Below are 23,471 nucleotides of genomic sequence, written 5' to 3'. Positions count from 1 at the left end.
GAAGCCAGTTGTCCGGGAACACGAAAACGGGCCAGGGTTTCGCTACCCTGACCCGCTCGTTGTTGCCCGAAGTGGTTAGGCGGTCAGGCCTGAACCGGCTCCGGGGCCACGATATTGACAGTCTTGCGCCCACGCTTGGTGCCGAACTCGACCGCGCCCGCCGCCAAAGCGAACAGGGTGTCGTCGCCGCCGCGACCGACATTCACGCCGGGGTGGAAGTGAGTGCCGCGCTGACGCACCAGGATCTCGCCCGCCTTGACCGTCTGGCCGCCGAAGCGCTTGACGCCGAGTCGCTGGGCGTTGGAATCGCGTCCGTTCCTGGAGCTGGACGCGCCCTTCTTGTGTGCCATGGCTGGTTCTCCTCGGGATGTCCTACTTGATGCCGGTGACCTTCAGGACCGTCAGCGGCTGACGGTGACCCTGGCGCTTGTGGTAGCCGGTCTTGTTCTTGAACTTGTGGATGCGGATCTTCGGCCCCTTGGTCTGCTCGACCACCTCGGCGGCCACAGAGACCTCGGCCAGCTTCGCGGCATCGGTGGTCAGTTCGGCGCCATCGACGACGAGAACCGGATCCAGCGCCACAGCGGTGCCCGGCGCACCCTCGATCTTCTCGACCTTCACCAGGTCACCGACCGCGACCTTGTACTGCTTTCCGCCGGTCTTGACGATCGCGTACGTTGCCATCGGTCGGCTGCCCTTCTTCCTGTAGTGCTCGGCACTTGCTCGCGCGGCAGCTCATCCGGCTTGATTCCGCCGGAAACCGTCACACGACTGGTCTGGTAATCGCCGCTGCCTCGGTACCTGATGGCTCGGCATCTGACAGCTCGTTTTCGAGCATTCCAGAACTCGGCCCAGAGACAAAGTATGTTGTCACCGGGCAGCGACTGTCCAAGATTACAGGACTGCCACCGCCTCGACCAAACCGGCGCCCTGCCGCCGAAATGTCATCGACAAGGACAGTCTGTCACTGCACCCTGCGCACAACAGCCTCTGCGATGACCAGCGCGCAGTGCGGTGAACTCCGATTACACAATGAGTGTGGGTCCTCATGCCGTCGACCTCGTCATCGCCGAATTGGAAAATCCGCCGATTAGGATCAGTGCATACCAAGATCAGCCCGTGCTCTTCAGTAGAGCACTCCACTTGCACCTCGCGGAAGAAGAAGTTCGATGCACGCCAACTCCACCACACGAGCCGAGAGAGCGGGCTCTCGCCCCTATACCCCATGGTTTCTGGCCATCTATGACACTTACGTGCTGCGATTCAGCAACTCCTTCCTCTGGCGCTGTCCCGCACAGCGGATGCTCGACGCCTACAACCGCAACGTGTCGGGCGACCATCTCGACATCGGGCCAGGCAGTGGCTGGTACCTATGTGAGACGCAATTCCCGGTCGACCGGCCTGCCGTCACACTGCTCGACATGAACCCGAACTCGCTGGAAATGACCGGTCGTCGCCTGCGCCGCCGCGGCATCGAGCCGAGTACCCACATCGGCAGTGTGCTCCGGCCGTTGCGGCTCGACCACCGATACGGTTCGGTGGCAACGAACTTCCTCATGCACTGCGTGCCCGGCAATTGGCAGGAGAAGGGGGTCGCCTTCCGCCACATCGCCGACATCACCGCTGACACCGGCGTCTTCTTCGGCTCGTCGATCCTGGCGCACGGCGTCGAGAACCCCGCGCCGGCCCGCGCCGTGATGGCTTTTTACAACAAGGGCCAGGCGTTCCACAACAGCGCCGATGACCTGGGAGGCCTCGAGACCGCACTGCGCGAGGCCTTCGACGATGTCGACATCACTACCATCGGATCCGTCGCACTCTGGACAGCGCGCTCACCACGCCGAATCAACTGAGCCCCTACACACCCAACATGCGCCGTGCTACTACCACCGGGTACGCACGTGCCCCCGCCCGGCGAGCAGGCGAGGGCCACGGCACTGAACCATGAATCAACGCGCCTCGTCCGGCGCGCCTGCGGGGCGGCCGACCGCCCGCCTGCGCGACCGGGCGCGTGGCGGCACCTCGACCGGCTCCTGCTGCGAGTAGTCGACGTCAGACGCGCGCGCCTGATCTCCGGCAGTCAGCACGAATACCGCTCCCGCACTGTCGGAGGAAGGCGCAGCCACCGAACGAGCGACTCGACGGCGACGGGCCGGAGAGGCGGACGTACCGTTGCTCGTCACCGAAGAACCTGACTCAGCGGTCGGAGCGGATACCTTCGCCGCCGGTGCCGCGTCCATCGCGGCGATATTTGCTCGAGTGGTCGGGACAGGCTTGTCGGCGGCCTCTGCCTCGACCGTTTCCACAGCTGATGGCTCATCAGCTGCCGACGACAGCACCGCATTGTCTTCGTCTACCGCGTCCTCTGTCGGCCTCGATTCCTGGTCGACTTCCTCCGACTGGTGTGCGGCCATCGCCAGCGCTACCGGGTGCGCCCGTTTGACTGCCGCGCCCTCGTCGGCGTGATCGGTCACAGGACTGGATCCATTGGCCGGCTGAGCTTGTGCCGCCACACCCTTGTCCCTACCCCGGCGCCTGCGTGAACCACCTTCCCTGGACTTTCCTGCGGGCTCGTCGCCGGAGCCGAGGTCCACCGGGTGAGTATGCACGAGAATGCCACGACCGTGGCAGTGCTCGCAGGTGGTGGAGAAAGCTTCGACCAGGCCGGTACCGAGCTTCTTGCGAGTCATCTGGACCAAGCCCAGCGAAGTGACCTCGGAGACCTGGTGCCGGGTGCGGTCCCGCCCAAGTGCCTCGGTCAGGCGGCGCAGCACTAAGTCGCGGTTGGACTCGAGCACCATGTCGATGAAATCGACGACGATCATGCCGCCGATGTCACGCAACCGCATCTGCCGCACAATCTCCTCGGCAGCCTCCAAGTTGTTCCTGGTGACCGTCTCCTCCAAATTGCCGCCACCGGAGCCGGTGAACTTACCAGTGTTCACATCGATCACGGTCATCGCCTCAGTGCGGTCGATCACCAGGGTGCCGCCAGAGGGCAACCACACTTTACGATCCATCGCCTTGGCAAGCTGCTCATCGATCCGATAGGTCTCGAACACATCGACACCGTTGTTCTCGTGGCAGGAAACCCGAGCGAGCAGGTCCGGCGCGACCGTACCGATGTACTTCTCTACTGTGCGCCAGGCTCGGTTTCCCTCGATGATCAGCTTGGAGAAGTCCTCGTTGAACATGTCCCGGATAACCTTGACCAGAAGGTCAGGCTCCTCATACAACGTCTTGGGCGCGCCGCTGTCCGTACCGGTCTGCTCTTGGATCGTGCGCCAGGCCACCTGTAGGCGTTCCACGTCCCGGGCCAGCTCGGCCTCGCTGACACCCTCGGAGGCGGTGCGAATGATCACACCCGCGTCGGCGGGGATGATGTCACGCAGGATCTCTTTCAGGCGCTTGCGCTCGGTGTCGGGCAGTTTGCGACTGATCCCGGTGGAAGTTCCGCCAGGCACGTAGACCAGGAAGCGCCCGGCCAGGCTGATCTGCGTGGTCAGACGGGCGCCCTTGTGCCCGACCGGATCCTTGCTCACTTGGACGAGCACCTGGTCGCCAGGCTTGAGCGCCTGCTCGATCTTGCGCTCCTTGCCACCGAGGCCAGCGGCCTCCCAATTCACCTCACCCGCGTACAGCACGCCATTGCGACCGCGGCCGATATCGACGAACGCCGCCTCCATGCTGGGCAGCACATTCTGCACTTTGCCCAGGTAGACATTGCCGACCATCGACGCGGAACCAGTGTTCGTGACGAAGTGCTCGACCAGGATATCGTCTTCGAGCACCGCGACCTGGGTCGTGGTCGGATGGTCCGGGAAAGACTTCTCTCGTACGACCATGACTCGGTCCACCGCCTCGCGCCGGGCCAGGAATTCCGACTCGGTCAGGATCGGCGGTCGCCTGCGACCTGCCTCACGGCCATCTCGGCGCCGTTGCCGCTTGGCCTCCAGCCGAGTGGAACCGGCGATGCCTTGAACCTCATCGACCGTGGTGTGACCGCGGCTCTTGTTACGTGGCTCACGCTCATGCACGACCGTGTTCGGTGGATCGTCGTCGGCGGCCTCGTTCTCGCTGGACTCGCCAGCCACCTTGCGGCGCCTGCGGCGCCTGCGGCGCCTGTTCGCTCCCTCCGGAACACTCTCTTCGTCGTCGGCGTCGACGGTGGGCTCGGCAGACTCTGTTGCTTCGGCGGACTCGGTGGTGACGAAATCCGCTCGATCTTCAGTGTCGTCCTCGGACTCTGTGCTGTCGGTATCGGAATCGGGCTGTTGTTCACCGCGACCACGTCCACGGCCGCGACGACCACGGCGCCTACGGCGCGGCTGGTCCTCCGCATCGCTCTGCTGGTCAGATGATTCGCGCTCGTCTTCGGCCGTGCTGGTCTCGTCCTCCTCCTGCTCGGGTGCCGTCTCCTCGTCGCGTCGCGCCGCGCGTTCAGCGCGACGCTGCCTATGCGCCTCTTTTGCCGCCGCGGCGTCCGGCGGCAAGAACAATGGCGCTTGGACAACAACGGCGGATTCGAACACCATCGGTTCGACCTGTTCTGGCGCCTGCTGGACCGAATAGGTGAACAACTGCGCGGGAGCGGAAGTCGTGTCGTCGATTGGTGCCTGCTGTCCGGAACTCAGCACATCTTGCGCGGAGAAGAGCACACCCGCACTGACGAAAGGCGCCGCAGGCTGCGGTTGCGTGATTCCCGGCTGTTCAGCCGCAGTGGGGGGCTGTTCGACGGATGCCTCACTCACTGGTGCTGCACTCACTGGTGCTGCGGCAGGAGGGTCCGGCTGCCCAGCGACCGGTTGCTCGACCTGGGGACCGGACTCGACTGTCACCAGAGCGGCACGGACCGATTCCGCAATGGCTCGGTCGACATTCGACTGCGCGCTGCGGGCATCAGCCCCCATCTCGGTCAGCTTGGCCAGGATGCGCTTGCTCGTTACCCCCAGCAACTTGGCAAGCGCATGAACTCGGATTCGCTCCGGCAATTGTTGAGCGTCCTGTGATGTTGTTTCCAGCGGCTCTTGATCGGCCACGAAGTCTCCTCGGACCCCCGGGCGCGTCCCTCCCTAAGGGAGTGACGCGGCCGACGCGGGGGCACTGTGCGTCCGCCTCACGCCCGTTAGGCGCGAGGTCATGTGGTCTCGCCCCGCGTGCCCGTTATCTCCTTGGTTGTTCGCTATTCGGACTAACTGGTCACGCGGCGCCTGGCTGTATGGCTGAACTCTGCGAATCGAGCACTCATCCAGCATGCCTATGTGAACAGTTGACCTGGATGAACAGGCCTTTTGCTCATGGCAGCGATGATCGGCATCGAACCGCAGTATCATCCGGCTGCGCTCGTTACGTCTCGTTCACGCACCCGCGCGAACAGTCGGCATCGAAAGCAACCGATGCCAGTATCCCATACTGCACTCCAGGCATACGCCATCGGCGCTCGGCTACGTCCTGCCTGTGGTGAGCGGAACCGGGCAGGACAGCAACCGAGTCTCGGTCAGGAGGACGACTCCGGGAACCACAAAGCGATCTCACGCTTGGCCGATTCCGGTGAATCGGACCCGTGGACCAAGTTCTCCTGCGTCTGGACAGCGAAGTCTCCGCGAATGCTGCCGGGCGCGGCCTTCTCGACCGGGTCGGTACCACCCGCTATCTGCCGGAATGCCGCGATAGCGCGCGGGCCCTCCACGATGGCCGCGACGACCGGCTCCGACGTGATGAACTCGATCAGAGAGCCGAAGAACGGCCGCTCGACGTGCTCGGCGTAATGGCTCTCGGCCAGTTCCCTGGACACATGCTTCAGCTCGAGGGCGACGATCCGAAGACCCTTGCGCTCGATTCGTGCCAGCACCTCGCCAATGAGGCCACGGGCCACACCATCCGGCTTGATAAGCACCAAAGTCTGTTCAGTCACAGCGCACAGCCTATCCGGCACCGTCCCGCGCCGCGGCGGCGGTCGGCTGATCTGCGCCACTCGGTGACCCACCACAACACGGCGCCCACTTCCACGGGGAACACTCCTGCAGTTCTTCGATCCCGCGGTAGCGAACTCCGCAGTGGTGAGCTAGGAGCGCCGGACGCGCTGACTCGGTAACAGCCCCTTCTCCATCCGACCGCGCACATCGGCCCGCAACATCAGGATAAAGCCCCAGACCACTGCGAACACCACACCGATGAGCCCGATGGACAGATGAATCAACGCCCCGAGCAGTACCAACACCTGCAATCCCAGATTGAACGGCAGCGCCCAAGATCGCCGCTGCAGCCCGGCACCGAGCAACATCACTACGGCGAGAACTGACAAATAGCCGCCAGACCACCAGGTCACCCCACCTGCGACGTCAGCGACCACTGGCAGTGCGAGCAGCACCACAATCGCTTCCAGTACCAACGTACCGGCCATCACGCCGCGAAAACCTTTCCACGGGTCGGTGGCAGGCGGTGGCACCGGACGGTGATCCGGGTCGTCGGTGGATTCGCTCATGCTGTAATCCTTCCCGCACGAGCGGGGCCCTCCATGGCCACGCTCCGCTGCCACCTCCAGGCCTGACCGCTCATGCTGCGCCAACTTCCCGCACGAGCGGGGCCCTCCATGGCCACGCTCCGCTGCCACCTCCAGGCCTGACCGCTCATGCGGGAGCCTTTCCGAATAATGCGCGGGTCGCGCCTGCCGTCACCACCGAGCCGGTGACAACGACGCCGGCGCCGGAAATCATCTCGCCTTGTTCGCCGGCCTCTTCGGCGAGCGCGATCGCGGTCTCCACCGCATCCGGCAGACTCGATGCGGTAACCACCCGTTCGTCACCGAACCGCTGTACCGCAAGATCGGCGAGCGTCTCCACATCCAACGCACGCGGGGAGCCGTTGCTGGTGACGACGATCTCGTCGAACACCTGCTCCAAGGCCGCGAGGATACCGTCGGCGTCCTTGTCGCCGAGCACCGCGACCACGCCGACCAGCTTGCGGAAGTCGAATTCCGCAGTGAGTGTCATCGCGAGCGCCCGCGCGCCCGCCGGGTTGTGCGCGGCGTCGATGAAGATAGTCGGCGCGCTGCGGAGTCGCTCCAATCTGCCCGGACTGGTCACACTCGCGAAACCGGCGCGCACAACATCGATGTCGAGCTGCCGCTGCGCACCGGCGCCGAAGAACGCCTCTACCGCCGCGAGTGCGAGCACCGCGTTGCGCGCCTGGTGTTCGCCGTGCAATGGCAGGAAGATCTCGTCGTACACCCCGCCGAGGCCCTGTAATTCGAGCTGCTGTCCGCCGACAGCGATCCGCCGGGCGAGCACACGGAATTCGGAGCTCTCCCGAGCGACCACGGCATCCATCTCCACGGCACGGCGTAGCAATACCTCCATCGCCTCCGGCTCCTGCTCCGCGATCACCACGATGTTGTCACACGGGACGAGATTGTCAGGAGCACGCTTGATGATCCCGGCCTTCTCCCGCGCGATCGAAGCCAAGTCCGGGCCGAGGTAGTCGGTATGATCCAGACCGATCGGCGTGATCACCGCGACCTGCCCATCGATTACGTTGGTGGCGTCCCACGTGCCACCCATCCCCGTCTCGACGACTGCGACATCGACCGGCGCCTCGGCGAAGGCGGCGAACGCCATACCGGTGAGCACCTCGAACTTGCTCATAGCCGGTCCGCCTGCGGCTTCCGACTGCTTATCGATCATCTCGACGTAGGGCAGTAGTTCACGATAGGTCCGGGTGTACCCGGCCGGGGAGATCGGCGCATTGTCTATGCTGATCCGCTCGGTGGCCAGCTGCAGGTGTGGACTGGTGAACCGGCCGGTACGCCGATGCAACGCGGTGAGCAGCGCGTCGATCATTCTGGTCACCGAGGTCTTACCATTGGTGCCTGCGACGTGGATAGCCGGATAGCCCTGCTGTGGAGAGCCGAGCAGATCCATCAGGGTAGCGATCCTGGTGAGCGACGGCTCGATCTTGGTCTCCGGCCAGCGCTGGTCGAGTTCCGCTTCGGCCAGCGCCATTTCGGCCAATTCCACCGGAGAGGGGCCAGACCCGAGCGGCGCACCGCCACGGCGTTCCCCATCATCACCCCATGATGGCAATTCTCGGCTCATGTACCGCTCAACTCCGCCAGACGAATCTCGATGCGCGCCACTTCCGCGGCAGCGGCCTGTTGCCTGTTCCTGATCTTGTCGACCACATGTTCGGGCGCCTTGGCCAAGAATGCCTCATTGCCCAGTTTGGTCTCGGTGCCTTGAAGTTCCTTCTGCGCGGCGGCACGGTCCTTTTCCAGGCGACGACGTTCAGCATCCACATCGATCGCTCTCGAGGTGTCCAGCTCCACAGTCACCGTCGCCGTGCTCAAGCGCACCTCTACCGACGCGGTCGCGGCGAAATCGGCGCCCGGCTCGGTGAGCCTGGCCAGATGCACCACCGACTCCTTCAGCTCGCCGAGCCCCGCGGCGTCCACACCGATCAGTGTGGACGCCACCTTCTGCTTGTCGGCCAGGCCCTGGTCGCTACGGAAGCGACGAATCTCTGTGATCAGCCGCTGAGCATCCGAAATGCGTTGCGCGGCAGCTTCGTCCGCAGGTACATCGGAAGGCTTCGGCCAAGTTACGACCACTATCGATTCGCCGTCGGTCAATGCTTGCCACAGCGCCTCGGTAACGAACGGGACAACCGGGTGCAGCAAGCGCAGCACGGTGTCGAGTACAGTACCGAGCACCAGCCGAGTCGCCTCGGCGCGGGCACCTCCGGCGGCGAACTGCACCTTGGCCAGTTCCAGATACCAATCGCACAATTCGTCCCAGGTGAAGTGGTAGAGCACCTCACACGCCTTACCGAACTCATAGACATCGAAGGCCGCATCCGTTTCGGCGCGCACCTCTTCGAGTCGGTCCACGATCCAGCGATCGGCATCGGAAAGTTGCGTGCGACCGGGTAGGTCGCCGATGCGGGCGCCGTTCATCAGCGCGAACTTGGTGGCGTTGAACAGTTTGGTCACAAAGCTTCGGGCGGCGAGCACATGTGGTTCACCGACCGAGAGATCACCACCCGGCTGCGCGCCGCGCGCAAGAGTGAAACGCGTGGCATCGGCACCGAAGGTGTCGATCCAGTCCAGCGGGTCGATTCCATTACCCCGCGACTTGGACATCTTCTTGCCGAACTGATCGCGGATCAGGCCGTGCAGGAACACATCCCGGAAGGGCACCTGCCGCGCGCCGCCCTTGCCCGCGGTAAGTGCCGCATCCTCGGCGACATACATACCGAACATCATCATTCGCGTCACCCAGAAGAACAGGATGTCGTACCCGGTGACGAGAACACTTGTGGGATAGAACTTCTCGAGTTCAGTAGTAGCGTGCGGCCAGCCCATGGTGGAGAACGGCCACAGCGCCGAGGAAAACCAGGTGTCCAGGACATCCGGGTCCTGCACCCAACCCTCGGGCGCCTGCTCATCGGGGCCGATACAGGCCACTTCACCCTCGGGTCCATACCAGATCGGGATGCGGTGCCCCCACCACAACTGACGCGATATGCACCAGTCGTGCATATTGTCGACCCACTCGAACCAGCGTGGCTCCTGGCTCTTGGGATGAATGACGGTGTCACCGTCGCGCACCGCGTCACCGGCGGCCTTGGCCAGTGATTCCACCTTCACCCACCATTGCATGGACAGCCGCGGCTCGATCGGCTCGCCGCTGCGCTCAGAATGCCCGACGCTGTGCAGGTACGGCCGCTTCTCGGCAACGACCCGGCCCTCCTCCGCGAGCCGCTCACGGACCTTGACGCGCGCCTCGAACCGGTCCATGCCATCGAATTCGGTTCCGGTTCCGGTGATCCGGCCGCGCTCGTCCATGATGGTCGGCATAGGCAGTCTGTGCCGCAGCCCTACTTCGAAGTCGTTGGGGTCGTGCGCCGGAGTGATCTTCACCGCACCCGAGCCGAATTCGGGATCGACATAGTCGTCGGCGATGATCGGGATCTGCCTACCGGTGATCGGATGCTCCAGGGTGGTGCCGAGCAATGCCTGGTAGCGCGGATCCTTCGGGTGTACAGCCACCGCCGTGTCGCCGAGCATGGTCTCCACCCGAGTCGTGGCCACGATCACGTGCGGCTCGTCATCGTCGAGCGAGCCATAGCGCAGCGAGACCAGCTCGCCCTCCACGTCCTCGTGCTTGACCTCGATATCGGAGATCGCGGTGCGCAGTTGCGGCGACCAGTTCACCAGCCGCTCGGCACGGTAGATCAGACCCGCATCGTAGAGCCGCTTGAAGATGGTCTGCACGGCGCGCGACAAACCCTCGTCCATGGTGAAACGGTCTCGGCTCCAGTCGACGCCGTCACCGAGCGCGCGCATCTGCCATTGAATGGCGCCACCGGACTCACGCTTCCAGTCCCACACCTTCCGCACGAACAGTTCGCGGCCGAAGTCCTCCTTCGTCTTGCCGTCCACCGCGAGCTGTTTCTCCACCACTGTCTGGGTGGCGATGCCCGCGTGGTCCATGCCGGGCAGCCAGAGCACCTCGTAGCCCTGCATACGCTTGCGCCGCGACAACGTGTCCATCAGAGTGTGGTCGAGTGCATGGCCCATGTGCAGGGTGCCGGTAACGTTCGGTGGCGGCAACACGATCGAGTACGCAGGCTTGCCGCTGGCGGGATCGGCGGAGAAATAGCCTGCCGCTACCCAACGCTCGTACATCTCGGCCTCTACCTCGCCGGGAGTCCAGCTCTTGGGCAGAGCGTCGGCACGATTACGCGTGTTGTCAGGGGCTGCGCTGGTCACCCCGCGATTCTAGAGTGCGTCGATTCGCCCACTCCGGGTTGGTCGATCCACTTCGCCGTCGAGCTCGTCGACACCCCGCGGATCCGACCGCGCTACTACGCGCGGCTATCGGCTGAACTGGTCGATAGCGATCGAAACCGAGGTCTGCCGCGTTCGGTACCACGGTGCGGAACCGGGAATCCCGAGTCGAGAATGATAAGGCGGGGTGTTCGATGGATGAGGGACACCGAACACCCCGCCTATTTCCCCAGCTTACCTGCGATCCGAGACAGATCCTGGAATCCATATGTAATTCTCAGCTTCCGGCATTCACTGTGTCGGTTATCCTTCCCTAGGGCCTAGCGTGGCGGAAGCCATCACCAGGTCGCCGTTGATCGCGATCGCGGCAGCCGAGCCCGCACCCGCCGCGGAAACAACCTGTGCTGCCGGATTGCTGACATTGCCCGCGGCCCAGACGCCCGGAACGCTGGTCCGCCCGGATGGATCCGTGACCACCCAGCCGTCGTCGAACGCGCAGCCCAGTGCGACCAATACATCGTCGTTGGAGTGGAAGGTCGGTGCGACGAACACGGCAGTCTGCGGCACCATCGACCCATCGGACAATTCCACACCGCGCAGTGCGTCGTCCACGACGAGCCGGGTGACCTCGCCTTCGCGCACTCGGATGCCGAGGGTGTCCAGGTGTTCGTGGTCGCTGTCCGACAAGGCCATCCCGCGGGGGAAGAAAGTCACATCGTCCGACCACTGAGACAACAGCAGCGCCAGGTGCACCGCACGAGCCGACGCACCGGGTTCTTGTCCGCCGAGCACGCCGAGCGGCTGGTCGCGGACCTCGTAGCCATGACAGTACGGGCAGTGCAACACATCGAGGCCCCACCGCTCGCGCACGCCGGGTAGGTCCGGCAGTTCATCGCGCAGTCCGGTGGCGACGAGCACACAGCGCGCCTGCAATACTCCGCCACCACCTAGCCGCAGCCGGTAGCCGTTCAGCGGCTCGGTCCACGCGCCGGTCACGACATCATCGAGCAGTTCCGCACCGTATCCGGTGACCTCGTCGATGCCGGTCGCAACCAGATCCGCCGGTGGCATGCCTTCTCGGGACAAGAATCCGTGCATATGCTCGGCCGGCGCGTTCCGTGGCGCGCCGCCTCGGACCACCACGATCTGTCGACGCGCTCTGGCCAGGACCAAGGCCGCGGACAATCCCGCCGCACCACCGCCCACGATCACTACATCGTATGTGTCGGCCTCGTTCACCTGCGATCACCTCCTTCCGCAGCGTGTCATTTCTTTCGACAATACTGCAACTATTGTTGCCGAAATCGGGAAATCACGATGAACTGATGACATGTCCGCACAACCGCTCGTCGCCCAAGCCCTCGCCGGCATCGGTCAACAGCTCAAAGCCCTGCGCACCCAGCGCAACGTCACGCTCGCCGCGCTGGCGAAAACCACCGGGATCTCCAAGAGCACACTGTCACGCCTGGAGTCCGGGCAGCGCAAAGCCAGCCTGGAACTGCTATTGCCGATCGCGATGGCCCACCAGGTGCCACTGGACGAACTGGTGACCACGCCGAAGGTCGCCGACCCACGGGTACACACCACGGCGCGGAAAATGAACGGGTTGACCATCGTTCCGCTCACCAAACAGCCTGGACCGTTGCAGGCGTACAAGATGGTCATTCCCGCCGATCGCGGCGAACCCGAACCGAAGGTGCACGAAGGCTTCGAATGGCTCTATGTACTATCCGGACAGCTCCGGCTGGTGCTCGGCGAGCACGATCTGATACTCGACCCCGGTGAGGCCGCAGAATTCGACACCCGCCAACCGCACTGGTTCGGCAGCACAGGTCGGGACCCCGTCGAGATCTTGAGCCTTTTCGGCACCCAAGGGGAACGAATGCATCTTCGCGCACGCGCGGCGGGCCGCAAACGCACATGATCCGGCATACGCTCGATAGTCATCTGTTCGAAAGTCGTGACCGAACTGACGACGCACGCCAGGGTACGTCGAGCGGACGTCGCCACTCTGGCTTCGACATCCTCGGTCGCGATCAGGGAATGAGCAGATTCAGCGCTCGGGGAATCGCGCGGATGGTGACCGGCAGATTGCCCGCAGGCTCGCCGTCGGCGGTCGCGGGCGCGCCCGGTGCGGTGAGGGTGATCGCCGCGGCGCGGAACTGTTCTACCCCAGGATGGTCCGGTCGCTTGCCCGCTGACAGCGCGGGCAATAAGCGCAGCATCTCCCGCCGCGACAGTCCGCCGACCACAGTCAGATCGAGCAGACCGTCGTCCATGACCGCATCCGGACAGACCAGCATGCCACCCCCATAGGTACGGGTATTGCCGACCGTGACCATGACCGCTTCGGTTTCCAGCAGAGAACCCGCGCTGGGCGGCTTGGTCAGTCCGCTGGTGACCGCGCCGGTCAACTCGATCCGATAGGGCACGGCAAGTCGTCCGGAGATCTCGGCCAGTGCGGCGAGAGTGTAGCGTAACCGACCTTTCGGCCAGCACATATCGTTGGCGCGTAAAGTAACTCGCGCGTCGAACCCGGTACCGACGACAGTGGCGAACCACATCGGCGGCGTGCTGGAGGAGGGATATTCGATCCGGCCGAGGTCGATTGTCCTGGTCCGTCCGCGCAGCACCAGATCGGCCGCCGCGATCGGGTCGTCCGTCGGCACACCGAGTTCCCTGGCCAAATCGTTGCCGGTACCCGCGGGAATAACGCCGAGCGCGACTCCGGTCTGCGCAACAGCCGCGAGAGTCACATTCATCAGGCCGTCACCACCGACACAGACCACCGCGTCGGGTTTCGCACCACCAGCGCCCGCGATCGCGTCCCGCACCTGCCGAACCGATTCGGCGGCCGAAGCGGTGCGCACCTCGGTCACCTCTGCGTCATGGGCACGGAATCGGGTAATGGCGGCACGCACGACGTCGCCTCCTTTGCCCTGCCCCGATCGCGGATTGGTCACAACCATGATCGTCCGCACTGGCGAATATTCTTTCACGGCAATAGCTTCCCAGGATTCAGCACACCTGTCGGGTCCAGTTCGGCTTTCACCGCGCGCAGAATTCGTACCCCGAGCTCGCCGACCTCGTCCTGCAGCCAGGGCCGGTGGTCGATACCGACCGCGTGATGGTGGGTAATGGTGCCGCCAGCGGCGACAATGGCATCGCCTGCAGCACGTTTGGCGGCCGCCCACTGGGCCAGTGGGTCGTCGGCCTGCTTGGCGACAACTGTGAAATACAGCGAAGCACCGGTCGGGTAGGTATGCGAGATATGGCACATGACCAGCACGGGCATGCCCTGACCACCGAACGTGTCGGTGAGCGCCGTAGTTACCTTCGCCTTCAGTGCCACCAGGTTCGACCACGTAGTGGCGGTCTCCAGGGTCTCGCACAGCACACCGACATCCAACAATGCGTCGCGCAGGTATGGTGCGGCGAAACGGCCGTGCTCCCACTCCCGCGCAAGCGCCGCCCCCAGCTCCGTACCACCGGCGGCGGACAACAACGCACCCGCCTCCGCGCTGCGTGCCGCGACATGCGCCGCACTGCCCTCGAAAGTGGTGACGACCAGGCAGCCCGCTACGGCGTTACCGCCGATGTTGCCGGAACTGGCCAAGTTCATCCCGGTCTCCGCCTCATCGGACAATCGGAGCACGGTCGGCATCGCTCCGGCCTGCACCACTGTGCGCAACGCTGCGGCGCCGACTTCGAAATCAGGAAACGACCAGGCTCGATGAACAACAGTCTCGGGGATGGGATGCACTCGGACCGTGACTTCGGTGATCACCCCGAGCGTTCCTTCCGAGCCGACGAACAATTCGCGCAGATCCGGTCCGGCAGCCGAAGCGGGGGCGCGGCCGAGTTCCAGCGTGCCGCTGGGGGTGGCGATCTTCAGCCGTTGCACCATGTCATCGAAGCGACCGTATCCCGCCGAGGCCTGACCGGACGATCGCGTCGCCGCGAAGCCACCGATCGTGGCGAATTCGAAGCTTTGTGGGAAGTGACCGAGCGAAAGTCCTTGTGCGCCGAGCAATGCCTCCGCGCGCGGACCAGTGAGTCCCGCGCCCAGCGTCGCGGTGCCACTGATCGGATCGATCTCACGCACGCAATCGAGCCTGCGCAGGTCCAACGCGATCACAGTGGGGAAACGACCGCGCACTGGCTCGACACCACCGACCACACTGGTGCCGCCGCCGAAGGGAACCACGGCGACGCCATGCCCCGCGCAGTAGGTCAGTACGGCAAGAACCTGCTCGTGGTCGGCGGGGCGGACGACAACGTCGGGCACATCCTGCGGGCCGTCGGCGCGGCGGCGCAATAGATCGGGCGTGCTCTTGCCGCCTGCGTGCCGCAAGCGGTCGCGGTGGTCGGCCAACACATTTTCCTGGCCGACCACCGCGACCAACCCGGCTCGCTGCGCGGGCATCAACACCGACTCGCGCAGTGGCACGTCGCCCTCATCGCGGCGCGCCGCCTGGTCGCCGGACACCCCGAATACTTGCATCAACAAGGCACGGATCCGCTCCGAAAGTGGCTGATGTCCGGCCGGGGTACCCCAAGCATCCCAGACCATACCTGCCTCGGGCTCACTCGCGGTCCGCTTTGCCGCGATAGCCGGATCACCATCGGTGCGCTGCGTTTCCTCCATACGTTACAGTTTGACATAAAATGTCAATAAGTAACGAAATTCGACTACTTATCCGCATCGGCGGTGCCACCATCGGCGCCGCGAACACTGGTGGTGACACCTTGACCGTTCCCGACACATCCGCCGAGAACTCGCTCTCGACGATCGATCTGGCGATTCTCGACGCGGCCCGCGCATGCGTACAGGAATTCGGTGTGCGCAGAACCACGCTCACCGAGGTGGCCCGGCGCGCGGGCGTCAGCAGACCCACCGTCTACCGACGCTGGCCAGACACCGGCGTTCTGGTGGCCGAACTGCTGGTGCGCGAGCTGCGCGGTATCGTCGCGACAGCCATGCCGCCAGTGGGCAGCGGACGCACCAAGCTGGTCGAGGGCGTGGTCGCGGGCGCAGCGAAAATGCGGTCGAATCCACTGTTCGGCAAGATCTTCCGCACCGACACCGACCTGATGCTCACCTATGTGTTCGGTCGGCTCGGCCGCAACCAGCATGCGCTGATCGAACTGTTCACAGCGAGCATCCGGGATGGCCAACAGGACGGTTCCGTTCGCCACGGCGATCCGGACCAGATGGCCACCATGCTGCTACTGATCGCCCAGTCCGCAGTGCAGTCCGCGGGCACCGTCGCGCCACTGCTGGCGGGCGAGCGACTCGACACAGAACTCCGTTACGCGCTCGACGGATATCTCGGCGACCACACCCACGATCCGAACGGCGGCAGCGACCAGAAGCCATCCCGGTGAATACACATACGACGCTGTCCAGCAGATCGAAAGGGCTTGCAAGGGATCTGAAGACTCGAAAAGGTCGGAAAGGCATGCTATGACTACGAACTCGGTACCTACCGTAGGATCTGCGCTCAACGCCGCCCGGCGCGCCGCAGATCTGTCCCGGCTCGGCGATGGTGCCGAGATCGACGTGCTGGTGATCGGTGGCGGCGTCACCGGAGCCGGCGCCGCGTTGGACGCCGCTGCCCGCGGATTGCGGACAGTGCTGGCCGAGCGCCACGATCTGGCCTTCGGCACCAGTCGCTGGAGCTCCAAGCTGGTGCACGGCGGCCTACGCTATCTGGCCGGTGGCCGTATAGGCATCGCCCATGAAAGTGCGGTGGAACGCGGCATCCTGATGCGCACCACAGCTCCGCATCTGGTACGCCCGCTGCCTCAGCTGGTGCCACTGCTGCCCGCTATCAGCACAGCGCATGCCACACTGGTGCGAGCCGGTTTCCTGGCAGGTGATCTGCTGCGACGCGGCGCGGGGACTCCGGCGGCGGTACTGCCCCGCTCCCGGCGCGCCGCAGCCGCCGAGGCGATCCGGCTCGCACCGACCGTACGCCGCACCGGGCTGCGCGGCGGACTGCTGTCGTGGGACGGCCAACTTGTCGACGACGCGCGCCTGGTCATCGCGCTGGCCCGGACCGCGGCTACATACGGTGCACGAGTCCTGACTCGAACCGAAGCCCTCCGGGTAACCGGTAATTCCGCGACACTGCGCGACACCCTGACCGGCGAGACGCTTACCGTGCGACCACGCGTCGTGGTGAACGCCACCGGCGTCTGGGCCGACCAAGTAGACCCGAGTATCCGACTGCGCCCGAGTCGCGGAACTCATCTGGTGTTCTCAGCCGCGTCCTTCGATGGCCTCACCGCCGCGCTGACCGTGCCGGTACCCGGCAGTATCAGCCGGTTCGTCTTCGCCTTCCCCGCCGCGCACGGCCGGGTCTACTTGGGCCTGACCGACGAGGACGCACCTGGAACGGTGCCCGACGAGCCGAAACCGGCCAGTAACGAAATCGATTTCCTGCTCGACACTATCAATCCCGCCCTGCGCAAGCCGTTGACCCGCGGCGATATTCTCGGGTCGTACGCCGGGCTACGCCCGCTGTTGCAGACCGGCGAGGACCACACAGCCGACATTTCGCGCGAACACGCGGTTCTACGCTCCCCTACCGGGGTCGTCACGATCGTCGGCGGCAAGCTCACCACCTACCGAAAGATGGCGGAAGACGCCATCGATGCCGCGGTCACGCACGGCGGGCTCAGCGCAGGGCCGTGCCGCACCCGGCGGCTTCCCCTGGTCGGCGCGGTCTCCGGAGCGGCCCGCGATCACCTGGACGCCCCACCGCTGCTGATCGAGCGCTACGGCACCGAGGCGGCCATCGTGCTGGCCGCAGCACAGCGCGATCCCGCGCTCGCCGCGCCGGTAGCACCCGGAATCGATGTGCTCAGGGCCGAATTCGCGTTCGCGATGACCTACGAGGGCGCTCTGCACGCCGACGACCTACTCGATCGGCGCACCCGCATCGGCTTGGTCGCCGAGGACCGGGCATTGGCTGCCCCGGCCGCCGCTGCCGCACTTACTATATCGGCGTAGCCCGTATCAGCCGAGCGCCGCCAAAATCGTAGACACGTACCCGGCTGTCCGGTCGGAGCCGAGCAACCCGGGCCCCATCTTGTTCATGACGTAGGAAATGACGACCTGACGATCGGTATCGACCACGATCGAGGAACCGCCCCAACCGCCCCAGAAACAGATTCGTCCTGCTGGGATATACGGCATCGCGGGCGAATGAAGCGCGTAACCGATACCAAAGCGCACCTGCTCGCCGAGAACCAGATCGATACCGTCGGACTGCTGTTCGAAGATAAGCTCGATAGTTTCCGGTGACAGCAGCCGCACACCATCGACCCGACCGCCACAGGCTACAACAGACTGAATTCTGGCGACCGAACGCGCATTGCCATGGCCGTTCGCGGCGCCGATCTCCGCGCGCCGCCATGCGGATGTCCACGACGCGGTGGCATCCGGCATAGGGCCGGTGAAGGTTCTCACCATGACGCTGTCCGGTTCCAACAGAGTGACATCGATCGGCAAGGGCGGCGGCGGAACAACGTTCGCGACCCGATCGAACTCCGACAATGGCAGACCGATATGGAAGTCGGCGTGCAGCGGTCGTGCGATCTCCTCGGACACGAACTGGCCGAGCGTCCGCCCTTCCACCCGACGGACCAACTCGCCCACCAAGTGTCCGTAGTTCAGCGCATGGTAGCCGGATGCGGTTCCCGGCGACCACCACGGTGCTTGTGCGGCCAGGCGAGCCGTCGAAGCCGACCAGTCGTACATGTCTTCCATCGCCATTGGGCGTTCCCATCCCGAGACACCGGAAGTATGCGACAAAAGATGCCGCACCTCTACGCCCTCTTTGCCGGCTGCCGCGAACTCGGGCCAGTATCGGCACACGGGAGCATCGAGTTCGAGTAGACCGCGGTCGACCAACATCAATGTCGCGAGCGCGGTTACCGTTTTCGTGGTCGACCACACATTGGTGATCGTGTTCCGTCTCCACGGCTCGGTACGCTCCGCGTCGGCCCAGCCACCCCAGATATCGACTACAGGCACGCCGCCGACGGTAATTGCGATCGAAGCACCGAGTTCGACACCGGAATTCAGATTTTCTGCCAGTAACGCCCGCACGCTGGAGAACCGGTCATCGCATACGCCGGCAACTTCGGACACGGTTGTCTCCACGTGGTACTGCCTCTCAGATGATGCGAGCACGCGAGCATCGGAACCCGAATCCACATTCGAGTAGACGCCATGTGACCGCATTCTCGATGCCGTCGCGGGGGTCCATACTTCGAAACGACTGTGCCACAGGTCACATCGAGGCGTCAAACGTTGAACGACCGGCGGACAAGAACTTCGGAGTGGGTCAGTCCATCGACCACATGTCCAGCTCTACGCGCATGCACGTGCGCGGCCAGCGATCGAGACCATGCGCACGTTCCGTGGCGCGCACCGCACGCAGACCGGGCGTCTCCTCCTCCGCCGACAGATAGCGGAAGCCTAATCGCTGGTAATACGGCCCGTTCCAAGCAACCTCGGTGAACGTGGTCAGCGTGATCGCCCGCATCCCCGCGACGACAGCCCACCGCACGGCACGGTCGATCAGGCGCTTGCCGATGCGTCGACCGGCATGATCAGGGTGCACCGAAACCTGGTCGATATGCGCGTTCCCGTCGACCACGCCGATGAGCAGATAACCGATCGGCTGGTCGACGCGGGTCCAGACCCAGGCCCGTCCGGCCCGCTGGAACGCTCGCAACGTTTCCAGCGAGGGCGGTTCATCCTCGGCCACCATCGCCATGTCGACCTCCGCGAACAACTTGCCCGCCGCACATTCGATGTCCTGGAGTGCAGGCAGATCATAAGTTGTCGCGAGCCGGATCACCAGGTAATTGTGCTCCAACGAACGCCGGGCGCACCACACCTCAACGTCAACGGCCCGGACGATAACGGCGGCCCCGGCGATCCGAACCGATCCCTCTCCGGCGCGGCACTGCGGAGAGGACAATGGCGATATGCACCTCAACGGACCGAGCCGCGACATCGACGAGTCCGAGCTGACCGTAACGCCGCCCAAAGAGCAAGCCGCGGGCGTCACCGCCGTGGCCGTGGCGCTGAAACGCTCGGTCGAGGAGATGGGCGTGATCCGCACTGCGCGCACCTTGGCCCGACTCAACCAGGTGCACGGCTTCGACTGTCCCGGCTGCGCCTGGCCCGAGCCGACCGACCACCGCAGGCCCGCCGAATTCTGTGAGAACGGCGCGAAAGCAGTTGCCGAGGAAGCCACGCTTCGCACCGTCACTCCGGAGTTCTTCGCCACGCATTCGATCGCCCAGTTGAGCACCAAGTCCGGGTATTGGCTCGGCCAACAGGGCAGACTGACCCATCCGATGGTGCTACACCCCGGCGACACCCACTACCGCGCCATCACCTGGGACAAGGCGTATCAGCTGATCGCCGAGCAGCTGAACGCCTTGGCCTCGCCCGATGAGGCGATCTTCTATACCTCCGGCCGCACCGCCAATGAGACCGCGTTCCTCTACCAACTGCTGGTACGCAGCTACGGCACCAACAACCTGCCGGATTGCTCGAATATGTGTCACGAGTCCTCCGGTGCCGCGCTGTCGAGCTCGATCGGGATCGGTAAGGGGTCGGTATCGATCGATGACTTCCGAGCAGCGGACCTGATCATCGTCGCGGGCCAGAATCCGGGCACCAATCATCCGCGCATGCTGAGCGCGTTGGCGGCGGCGAAGGCAGGCGGCGCCAGAATTGTCGCGGTGAATCCGCTGCCGGAGACCGGGCTGCTCGGCTTCCGCGATCCGCAGACCGTCAAAGGCATTACCACCGGCGTGCCTATCGCCGACGACTTCTTACAGATCCGCCTCGGCGGTGATCTGGCGCTGTTCCAAGCGCTCGGCCGTCTGCTGCTGGAAATGGAAGATCGCGCACCGGGGACAGTGTTCGACCGGGCATTCGTCGACGCGCACTGCGCCGGCTACGTCGAATACGAGAAGAATATCCGTGCGGTCGAATTCTCCACTGTACTGACCGCGACCGGCCTGAGCATGGCCGAACTGGAGCACACCGCCGAGTTGTTCGCCCGGTCGCGTGCCATCATCATCTGCTGGGCGATGGGCCTCACCCAGCAGACGCACGCCGTGGCCACGATCGAGGAGGCCACGAACCTGTTGTTGCTGCGCGGCATGATCGGCAAACCAGGCGCGGGGGTCTGCCCGGTGCGCGGTCATTCGAATGTCCAAGGCGACCGCACCATGGGGATCTGGGAGAAAATGCCCGACACTTTCCTCGATGCCCTGGACCGCGAATTCGGTATCACCAGCCCGCGCAAACACGGCTTCGACACCGTGGCGGCCATTCGGGCCATGCGCGCAGGCCGCGCAAAAGCCTTTGTCGGCATGGGTGGCAACTTTGTCTCCGCCACTCCTGATACAGCGGTGACCGAGACCGCGCTGCGTAGCTGTGTACTCACTGTGCAGGTCTCCACCAAGCTCAATCGCAGCCATGTGGTGCACGGCCGGACCGCATTGATTCTGCCCACGCTCGGCCGCACCGATGCGGATTTCCGCGCCGGGGTGCGACAACAGGTGTCGGTAGAGGATTCGATGTCGATGGTGCACTTGTCGACCGGACGGCTGAAGCCGGTCAGTGATCAGCTCCGCAGTGAAGTGGCGATCGTCTGCGAACTCGCACAACGGTTGCTCGGTACAGACCATCCCGTACCGTGGGCGCGGTTCGCGCAGAACTACGACACCATTCGCGATGCCATCGCCTCGGTCGTGCCCGGCTGCGTGGACTACAACGCAAAAGTCAGACAGCGCAACGGCTTCCGACTACCACACCCACCACGCGATCGCCGGGAATTCCGCACCGACACCGGCAAGGCCAACTTCGCCGTGAACGAACTGACCTGGACTCCGGTACCCGAAGGCAGGCTGATCCTGCAGACCTTGCGCAGCCACGACCAGTACAACACCACTATCTACGGCCTCGACGACCGCTACCGCGGCGTACACGGCGGCCGTAAGGTGGTGCTCGTCCATCCCGACGACATCGTCACCTTCGGTTTCGCTGATGGTGACTGGGTGGACGTGATCTCCGAGTGGACCGACGGCACCGAACGTCGCGTCACAGGCTTCCGTCTGGTGTCCTACCCGACCCCGCGCGGCAATGCCGCCGCCTACTACCCCGAGACCAACCCCTTGGTGCCGCTGGACCATGTCGCGGCTCGATCGAATACCCCGGTCTCCAAAGCAGTCGTCATCCGGCTAGAGCCGAGCACAGCATGAGCCGGGTCACCGCCCGCCGTCGGATGCGCCGGATCTCGCCCAACGGAGAGATCCAGCGCCCGGACACACTCGCTGTCGAAGAACCGCTGGAGATCCGTCTCGACGGGCAACCGCTGGTGGTCACCATGCGCACACCGGGCAACGACATCGATCTGGCGCATGGCTTTCTGTTGAGCGAGGGCATGATCGGCGCCACGGAGGATGTCGTGGCCGCCCGCTACTGCGCGGGCACCGACGGCCATGGCCGCAATACCTACAACGTCCTCGACATCACCTTGCGCACCCCGATACCGGTGCCGACCCGCGCCTTCCCGAGCACAGGTGCCTGTGGCCTGTGCGGCAAGACCGCTCTGGACGAGGTACGTACCCGCACCCGATTCCCGCTGTCCGAAAACCATCCCATAGTGGACACCCGCACCTTGATCGCCATGCCCCACGCGCTGCGCGACCGCCAGTCAGTATTCGATGTCACCGGTGGCTTGCATGCCGCGGGGCTGTTCACCGCCGAGGGCACAGTGCTGGCAGTACGCGAGGATATCGGCAGGCACAACGCAGTGGACAAGGTGATCGGCTGGGCGCTGCGCGAAACCCATATCCCCGCTCACGATCTAGTGCTGATCGTGAGCGGGCGCGCCTCATTCGAGCTGGTACAGAAGGCCGTCATGGCTGGTATCCCGATACTCGGCGCGGTCTCGGCGCCGAGCTCACTCGCCGTCGACCTCGCCACCGACGCCGGGCTCACACTGCTCGGCTTCCTTCGCGGCGACACCATGAACGTCTACACCGCAGACGAGCGGATCCGCACCAGTCAGCTCTTCAACGCCTCGAGCAGCGCCGCACGCTGACGCGCACCGAGTCCGCCGATCCGGCGGTCCTCTGGGATCTCCGCCTGATCCATCAGCTTGGCCGCCTTCACCGGACCGACACCGGGCAAGGCCTTGATCACGGCAGCTACCTTGGTCTTCTTGACCAGTTCGTCGGATTCTGCCTTCTTCAGCAGATCCGCGACCGATACCTTGCCCGCTTTCACTTTGCCGATCAGTTCGGAGCGTGCCTTGCGGACCGCAGCCGCCTTGGCCAAGGCCTCGGTGCGCTGCTCTGCGGTCATGGTAGGCAGTGCCATGTCTCCTCCGCTTCCACTCGTCACTCGGACATCTGGTTGACCGGACCGAGTAAACATCACAGCGCCGGGAGCTGAAGCTCGACACACCGGGCACAAGCAGCGGAAATAGCGAGGAGTTCCCCTCGTATCCAGCTTCCGCGCACAGATCCCGCCAAGACTGGTAGCGACACGACCAACGAGCGGATATCACACTGCGACAACGAAGCGCCCATAGCAATGCCGCAACCACGCAGAACTTGTCGCGGTGCTCGAGCGGGACTG

General features: G+C 64.5%; 19 protein-coding genes. 6 read left to right on the top strand and 13 right to left on the bottom strand.

Annotated elements, in window-relative coordinates:
- Window positions 1–83: 83 nt before the first annotated feature.
- Window positions 84–350, bottom strand: a complete 267-nt coding sequence (rpmA, locus tag ACX4ZE_RS00505; RefSeq protein ID WP_195151457.1) for a 50S ribosomal protein L27 — start codon at window positions 348–350, stop codon at window positions 84–86.
- A gap of 22 nt (window positions 351–372) precedes the next feature.
- Entirely contained in the window at window positions 373–684 is a 312-nt protein-coding gene (gene rplU / locus ACX4ZE_RS00500; protein ID WP_043688633.1) for a 50S ribosomal protein L21, read from the bottom strand.
- 617 nt (window positions 685–1,301) lie between these two features.
- Here rplU and ACX4ZE_RS00495 point away from each other — a divergent pair.
- Window positions 1,302–1,853, top strand: a complete 552-nt coding sequence (locus tag ACX4ZE_RS00495; protein ID WP_480271238.1) for a class I SAM-dependent methyltransferase — start codon at window positions 1,302–1,304, stop codon at window positions 1,851–1,853.
- Window positions 1,854–1,949: 96 nt separating this feature from the next.
- Here ACX4ZE_RS00495 and ACX4ZE_RS00490 read toward each other — a convergent pair whose 3' ends face one another.
- The 6 genes from ACX4ZE_RS00490 to ACX4ZE_RS00465 form a co-directional block, all read right to left on the bottom strand.
- Window positions 1,950–5,039, bottom strand: a complete 3,090-nt coding sequence (locus tag ACX4ZE_RS00490; protein ID WP_480271237.1) for a translation initiation factor IF-2 N-terminal domain-containing protein — start codon at window positions 5,037–5,039, stop codon at window positions 1,950–1,952.
- Window positions 5,040–5,497: 458 nt separating this feature from the next.
- Window positions 5,498–5,914 carry a nucleoside-diphosphate kinase gene (ndk, locus tag ACX4ZE_RS00485; RefSeq protein ID WP_480271236.1) on the bottom strand — a complete coding sequence of 139 codons (417 nt, stop codon included), beginning with the start codon at window positions 5,912–5,914 and terminating at the stop codon, window positions 5,498–5,500.
- A 150-nt stretch (window positions 5,915–6,064) separates the two neighbouring features.
- Window positions 6,065–6,484, bottom strand: coding sequence for a DUF4233 domain-containing protein (locus ACX4ZE_RS00480; protein WP_480271235.1), 420 nt, complete (start codon window positions 6,482–6,484; stop codon window positions 6,065–6,067).
- Window positions 6,485–6,629: 145 nt separating this feature from the next.
- A complete protein-coding gene (folC, locus tag ACX4ZE_RS00475; protein WP_480271234.1) occupies window positions 6,630–8,093 on the bottom strand; it encodes a bifunctional tetrahydrofolate synthase/dihydrofolate synthase in 1,464 nt (487 codons plus the stop codon).
- Window positions 8,090–10,768, bottom strand: a complete 2,679-nt coding sequence (locus ACX4ZE_RS00470; RefSeq protein ID WP_480271233.1) for a valine--tRNA ligase — start codon at window positions 10,766–10,768, stop codon at window positions 8,090–8,092. The genes folC and ACX4ZE_RS00470 overlap by 4 nt, the downstream gene beginning before the upstream one ends.
- Before the next feature lie 321 nt (window positions 10,769–11,089).
- The gene (locus ACX4ZE_RS00465; protein WP_480271232.1) at window positions 11,090–12,025 is read right to left on the bottom strand and encodes an NAD(P)/FAD-dependent oxidoreductase; all 936 of its coding nucleotides are present in this window, start codon (window positions 12,023–12,025) and stop codon (window positions 11,090–11,092) included.
- A gap of 91 nt (window positions 12,026–12,116) precedes the next feature.
- On the opposite strand from ACX4ZE_RS00465, the gene ACX4ZE_RS00460 reads away from it, so the two are divergent.
- Entirely contained in the window at window positions 12,117–12,710 is a 594-nt protein-coding gene (locus ACX4ZE_RS00460) for a helix-turn-helix domain-containing protein (protein WP_480271231.1), read from the top strand.
- A 112-nt stretch (window positions 12,711–12,822) separates the two neighbouring features.
- On the opposite strand, the gene ACX4ZE_RS00455 is transcribed toward ACX4ZE_RS00460, so the two are convergent.
- Together ACX4ZE_RS00455 and ACX4ZE_RS00450 are read right to left on the bottom strand one after the other, a co-directional pair.
- On the bottom strand, window positions 12,823–13,755 hold the full coding sequence (locus tag ACX4ZE_RS00455; protein WP_480271624.1) for a YegS/Rv2252/BmrU family lipid kinase: 933 nt from the start codon (window positions 13,753–13,755) through the stop codon (window positions 12,823–12,825).
- A 26-nt stretch (window positions 13,756–13,781) separates the two neighbouring features.
- Window positions 13,782–15,359: an FAD-binding oxidoreductase gene (locus ACX4ZE_RS00450; RefSeq protein ID WP_480271623.1), complete on the bottom strand. Its 1,578-nt coding sequence runs from the start codon at window positions 15,357–15,359 to the stop codon at window positions 13,782–13,784.
- A gap of 95 nt (window positions 15,360–15,454) precedes the next feature.
- Here ACX4ZE_RS00450 and ACX4ZE_RS00445 point away from each other — a divergent pair, with 95 nt between their 5' ends.
- Window positions 15,455–16,174 carry a TetR/AcrR family transcriptional regulator gene (locus tag ACX4ZE_RS00445; RefSeq protein WP_480271230.1) on the top strand — a complete coding sequence of 240 codons (720 nt, stop codon included), beginning with the start codon at window positions 15,455–15,457 and terminating at the stop codon, window positions 16,172–16,174.
- A 79-nt stretch (window positions 16,175–16,253) separates the two neighbouring features.
- On the top strand, window positions 16,254–17,804 hold the full coding sequence (locus tag ACX4ZE_RS00440) for a glycerol-3-phosphate dehydrogenase/oxidase (protein ID WP_480271229.1): 1,551 nt from the start codon (window positions 16,254–16,256) through the stop codon (window positions 17,802–17,804).
- Between the two features lie 6 nt (window positions 17,805–17,810).
- On the opposite strand, the gene ACX4ZE_RS00435 is transcribed toward ACX4ZE_RS00440, so the two are convergent.
- Both ACX4ZE_RS00435 and ACX4ZE_RS00430 read right to left on the bottom strand, forming a co-directional pair.
- Window positions 17,811–18,947: a serine hydrolase domain-containing protein gene (locus ACX4ZE_RS00435; RefSeq protein WP_480271228.1), complete on the bottom strand. Its 1,137-nt coding sequence runs from the start codon at window positions 18,945–18,947 to the stop codon at window positions 17,811–17,813.
- 196 nt (window positions 18,948–19,143) lie between these two features.
- On the bottom strand, window positions 19,144–19,785 hold the full coding sequence (locus ACX4ZE_RS00430) for a GNAT family N-acetyltransferase (protein WP_480271227.1): 642 nt from the start codon (window positions 19,783–19,785) through the stop codon (window positions 19,144–19,146).
- Between the two features lie 7 nt (window positions 19,786–19,792).
- Between ACX4ZE_RS00430 and ACX4ZE_RS00425 the strand changes: the two genes are divergently transcribed.
- Both ACX4ZE_RS00425 and fdhD read left to right on the top strand, forming a co-directional pair.
- Window positions 19,793–22,087, top strand: a complete 2,295-nt coding sequence (locus tag ACX4ZE_RS00425; RefSeq protein ID WP_480271226.1) for an FdhF/YdeP family oxidoreductase — start codon at window positions 19,793–19,795, stop codon at window positions 22,085–22,087.
- Window positions 22,084–22,932, top strand: coding sequence for a formate dehydrogenase accessory sulfurtransferase FdhD (gene fdhD / locus ACX4ZE_RS00420; RefSeq protein ID WP_480271225.1), 849 nt, complete (start codon window positions 22,084–22,086; stop codon window positions 22,930–22,932). The genes ACX4ZE_RS00425 and fdhD overlap by 4 nt, the downstream gene beginning before the upstream one ends.
- On the opposite strand, the gene mihF is transcribed toward fdhD, so the two are convergent.
- Window positions 22,896–23,210 carry an integration host factor, actinobacterial type gene (gene mihF / locus ACX4ZE_RS00415; RefSeq protein WP_480271224.1) on the bottom strand — a complete coding sequence of 105 codons (315 nt, stop codon included), beginning with the start codon at window positions 23,208–23,210 and terminating at the stop codon, window positions 22,896–22,898. The two genes, fdhD and mihF, sit on opposite strands and share 37 nt — an antisense overlap.
- Window positions 23,211–23,471: the final 261 nt, after the last annotated feature.

Source organism: Nocardia sp. TBRC8007 (assembly GCF_056629435.1).
This window is presented reverse-complemented; position numbering and strand designations above follow the sequence as displayed.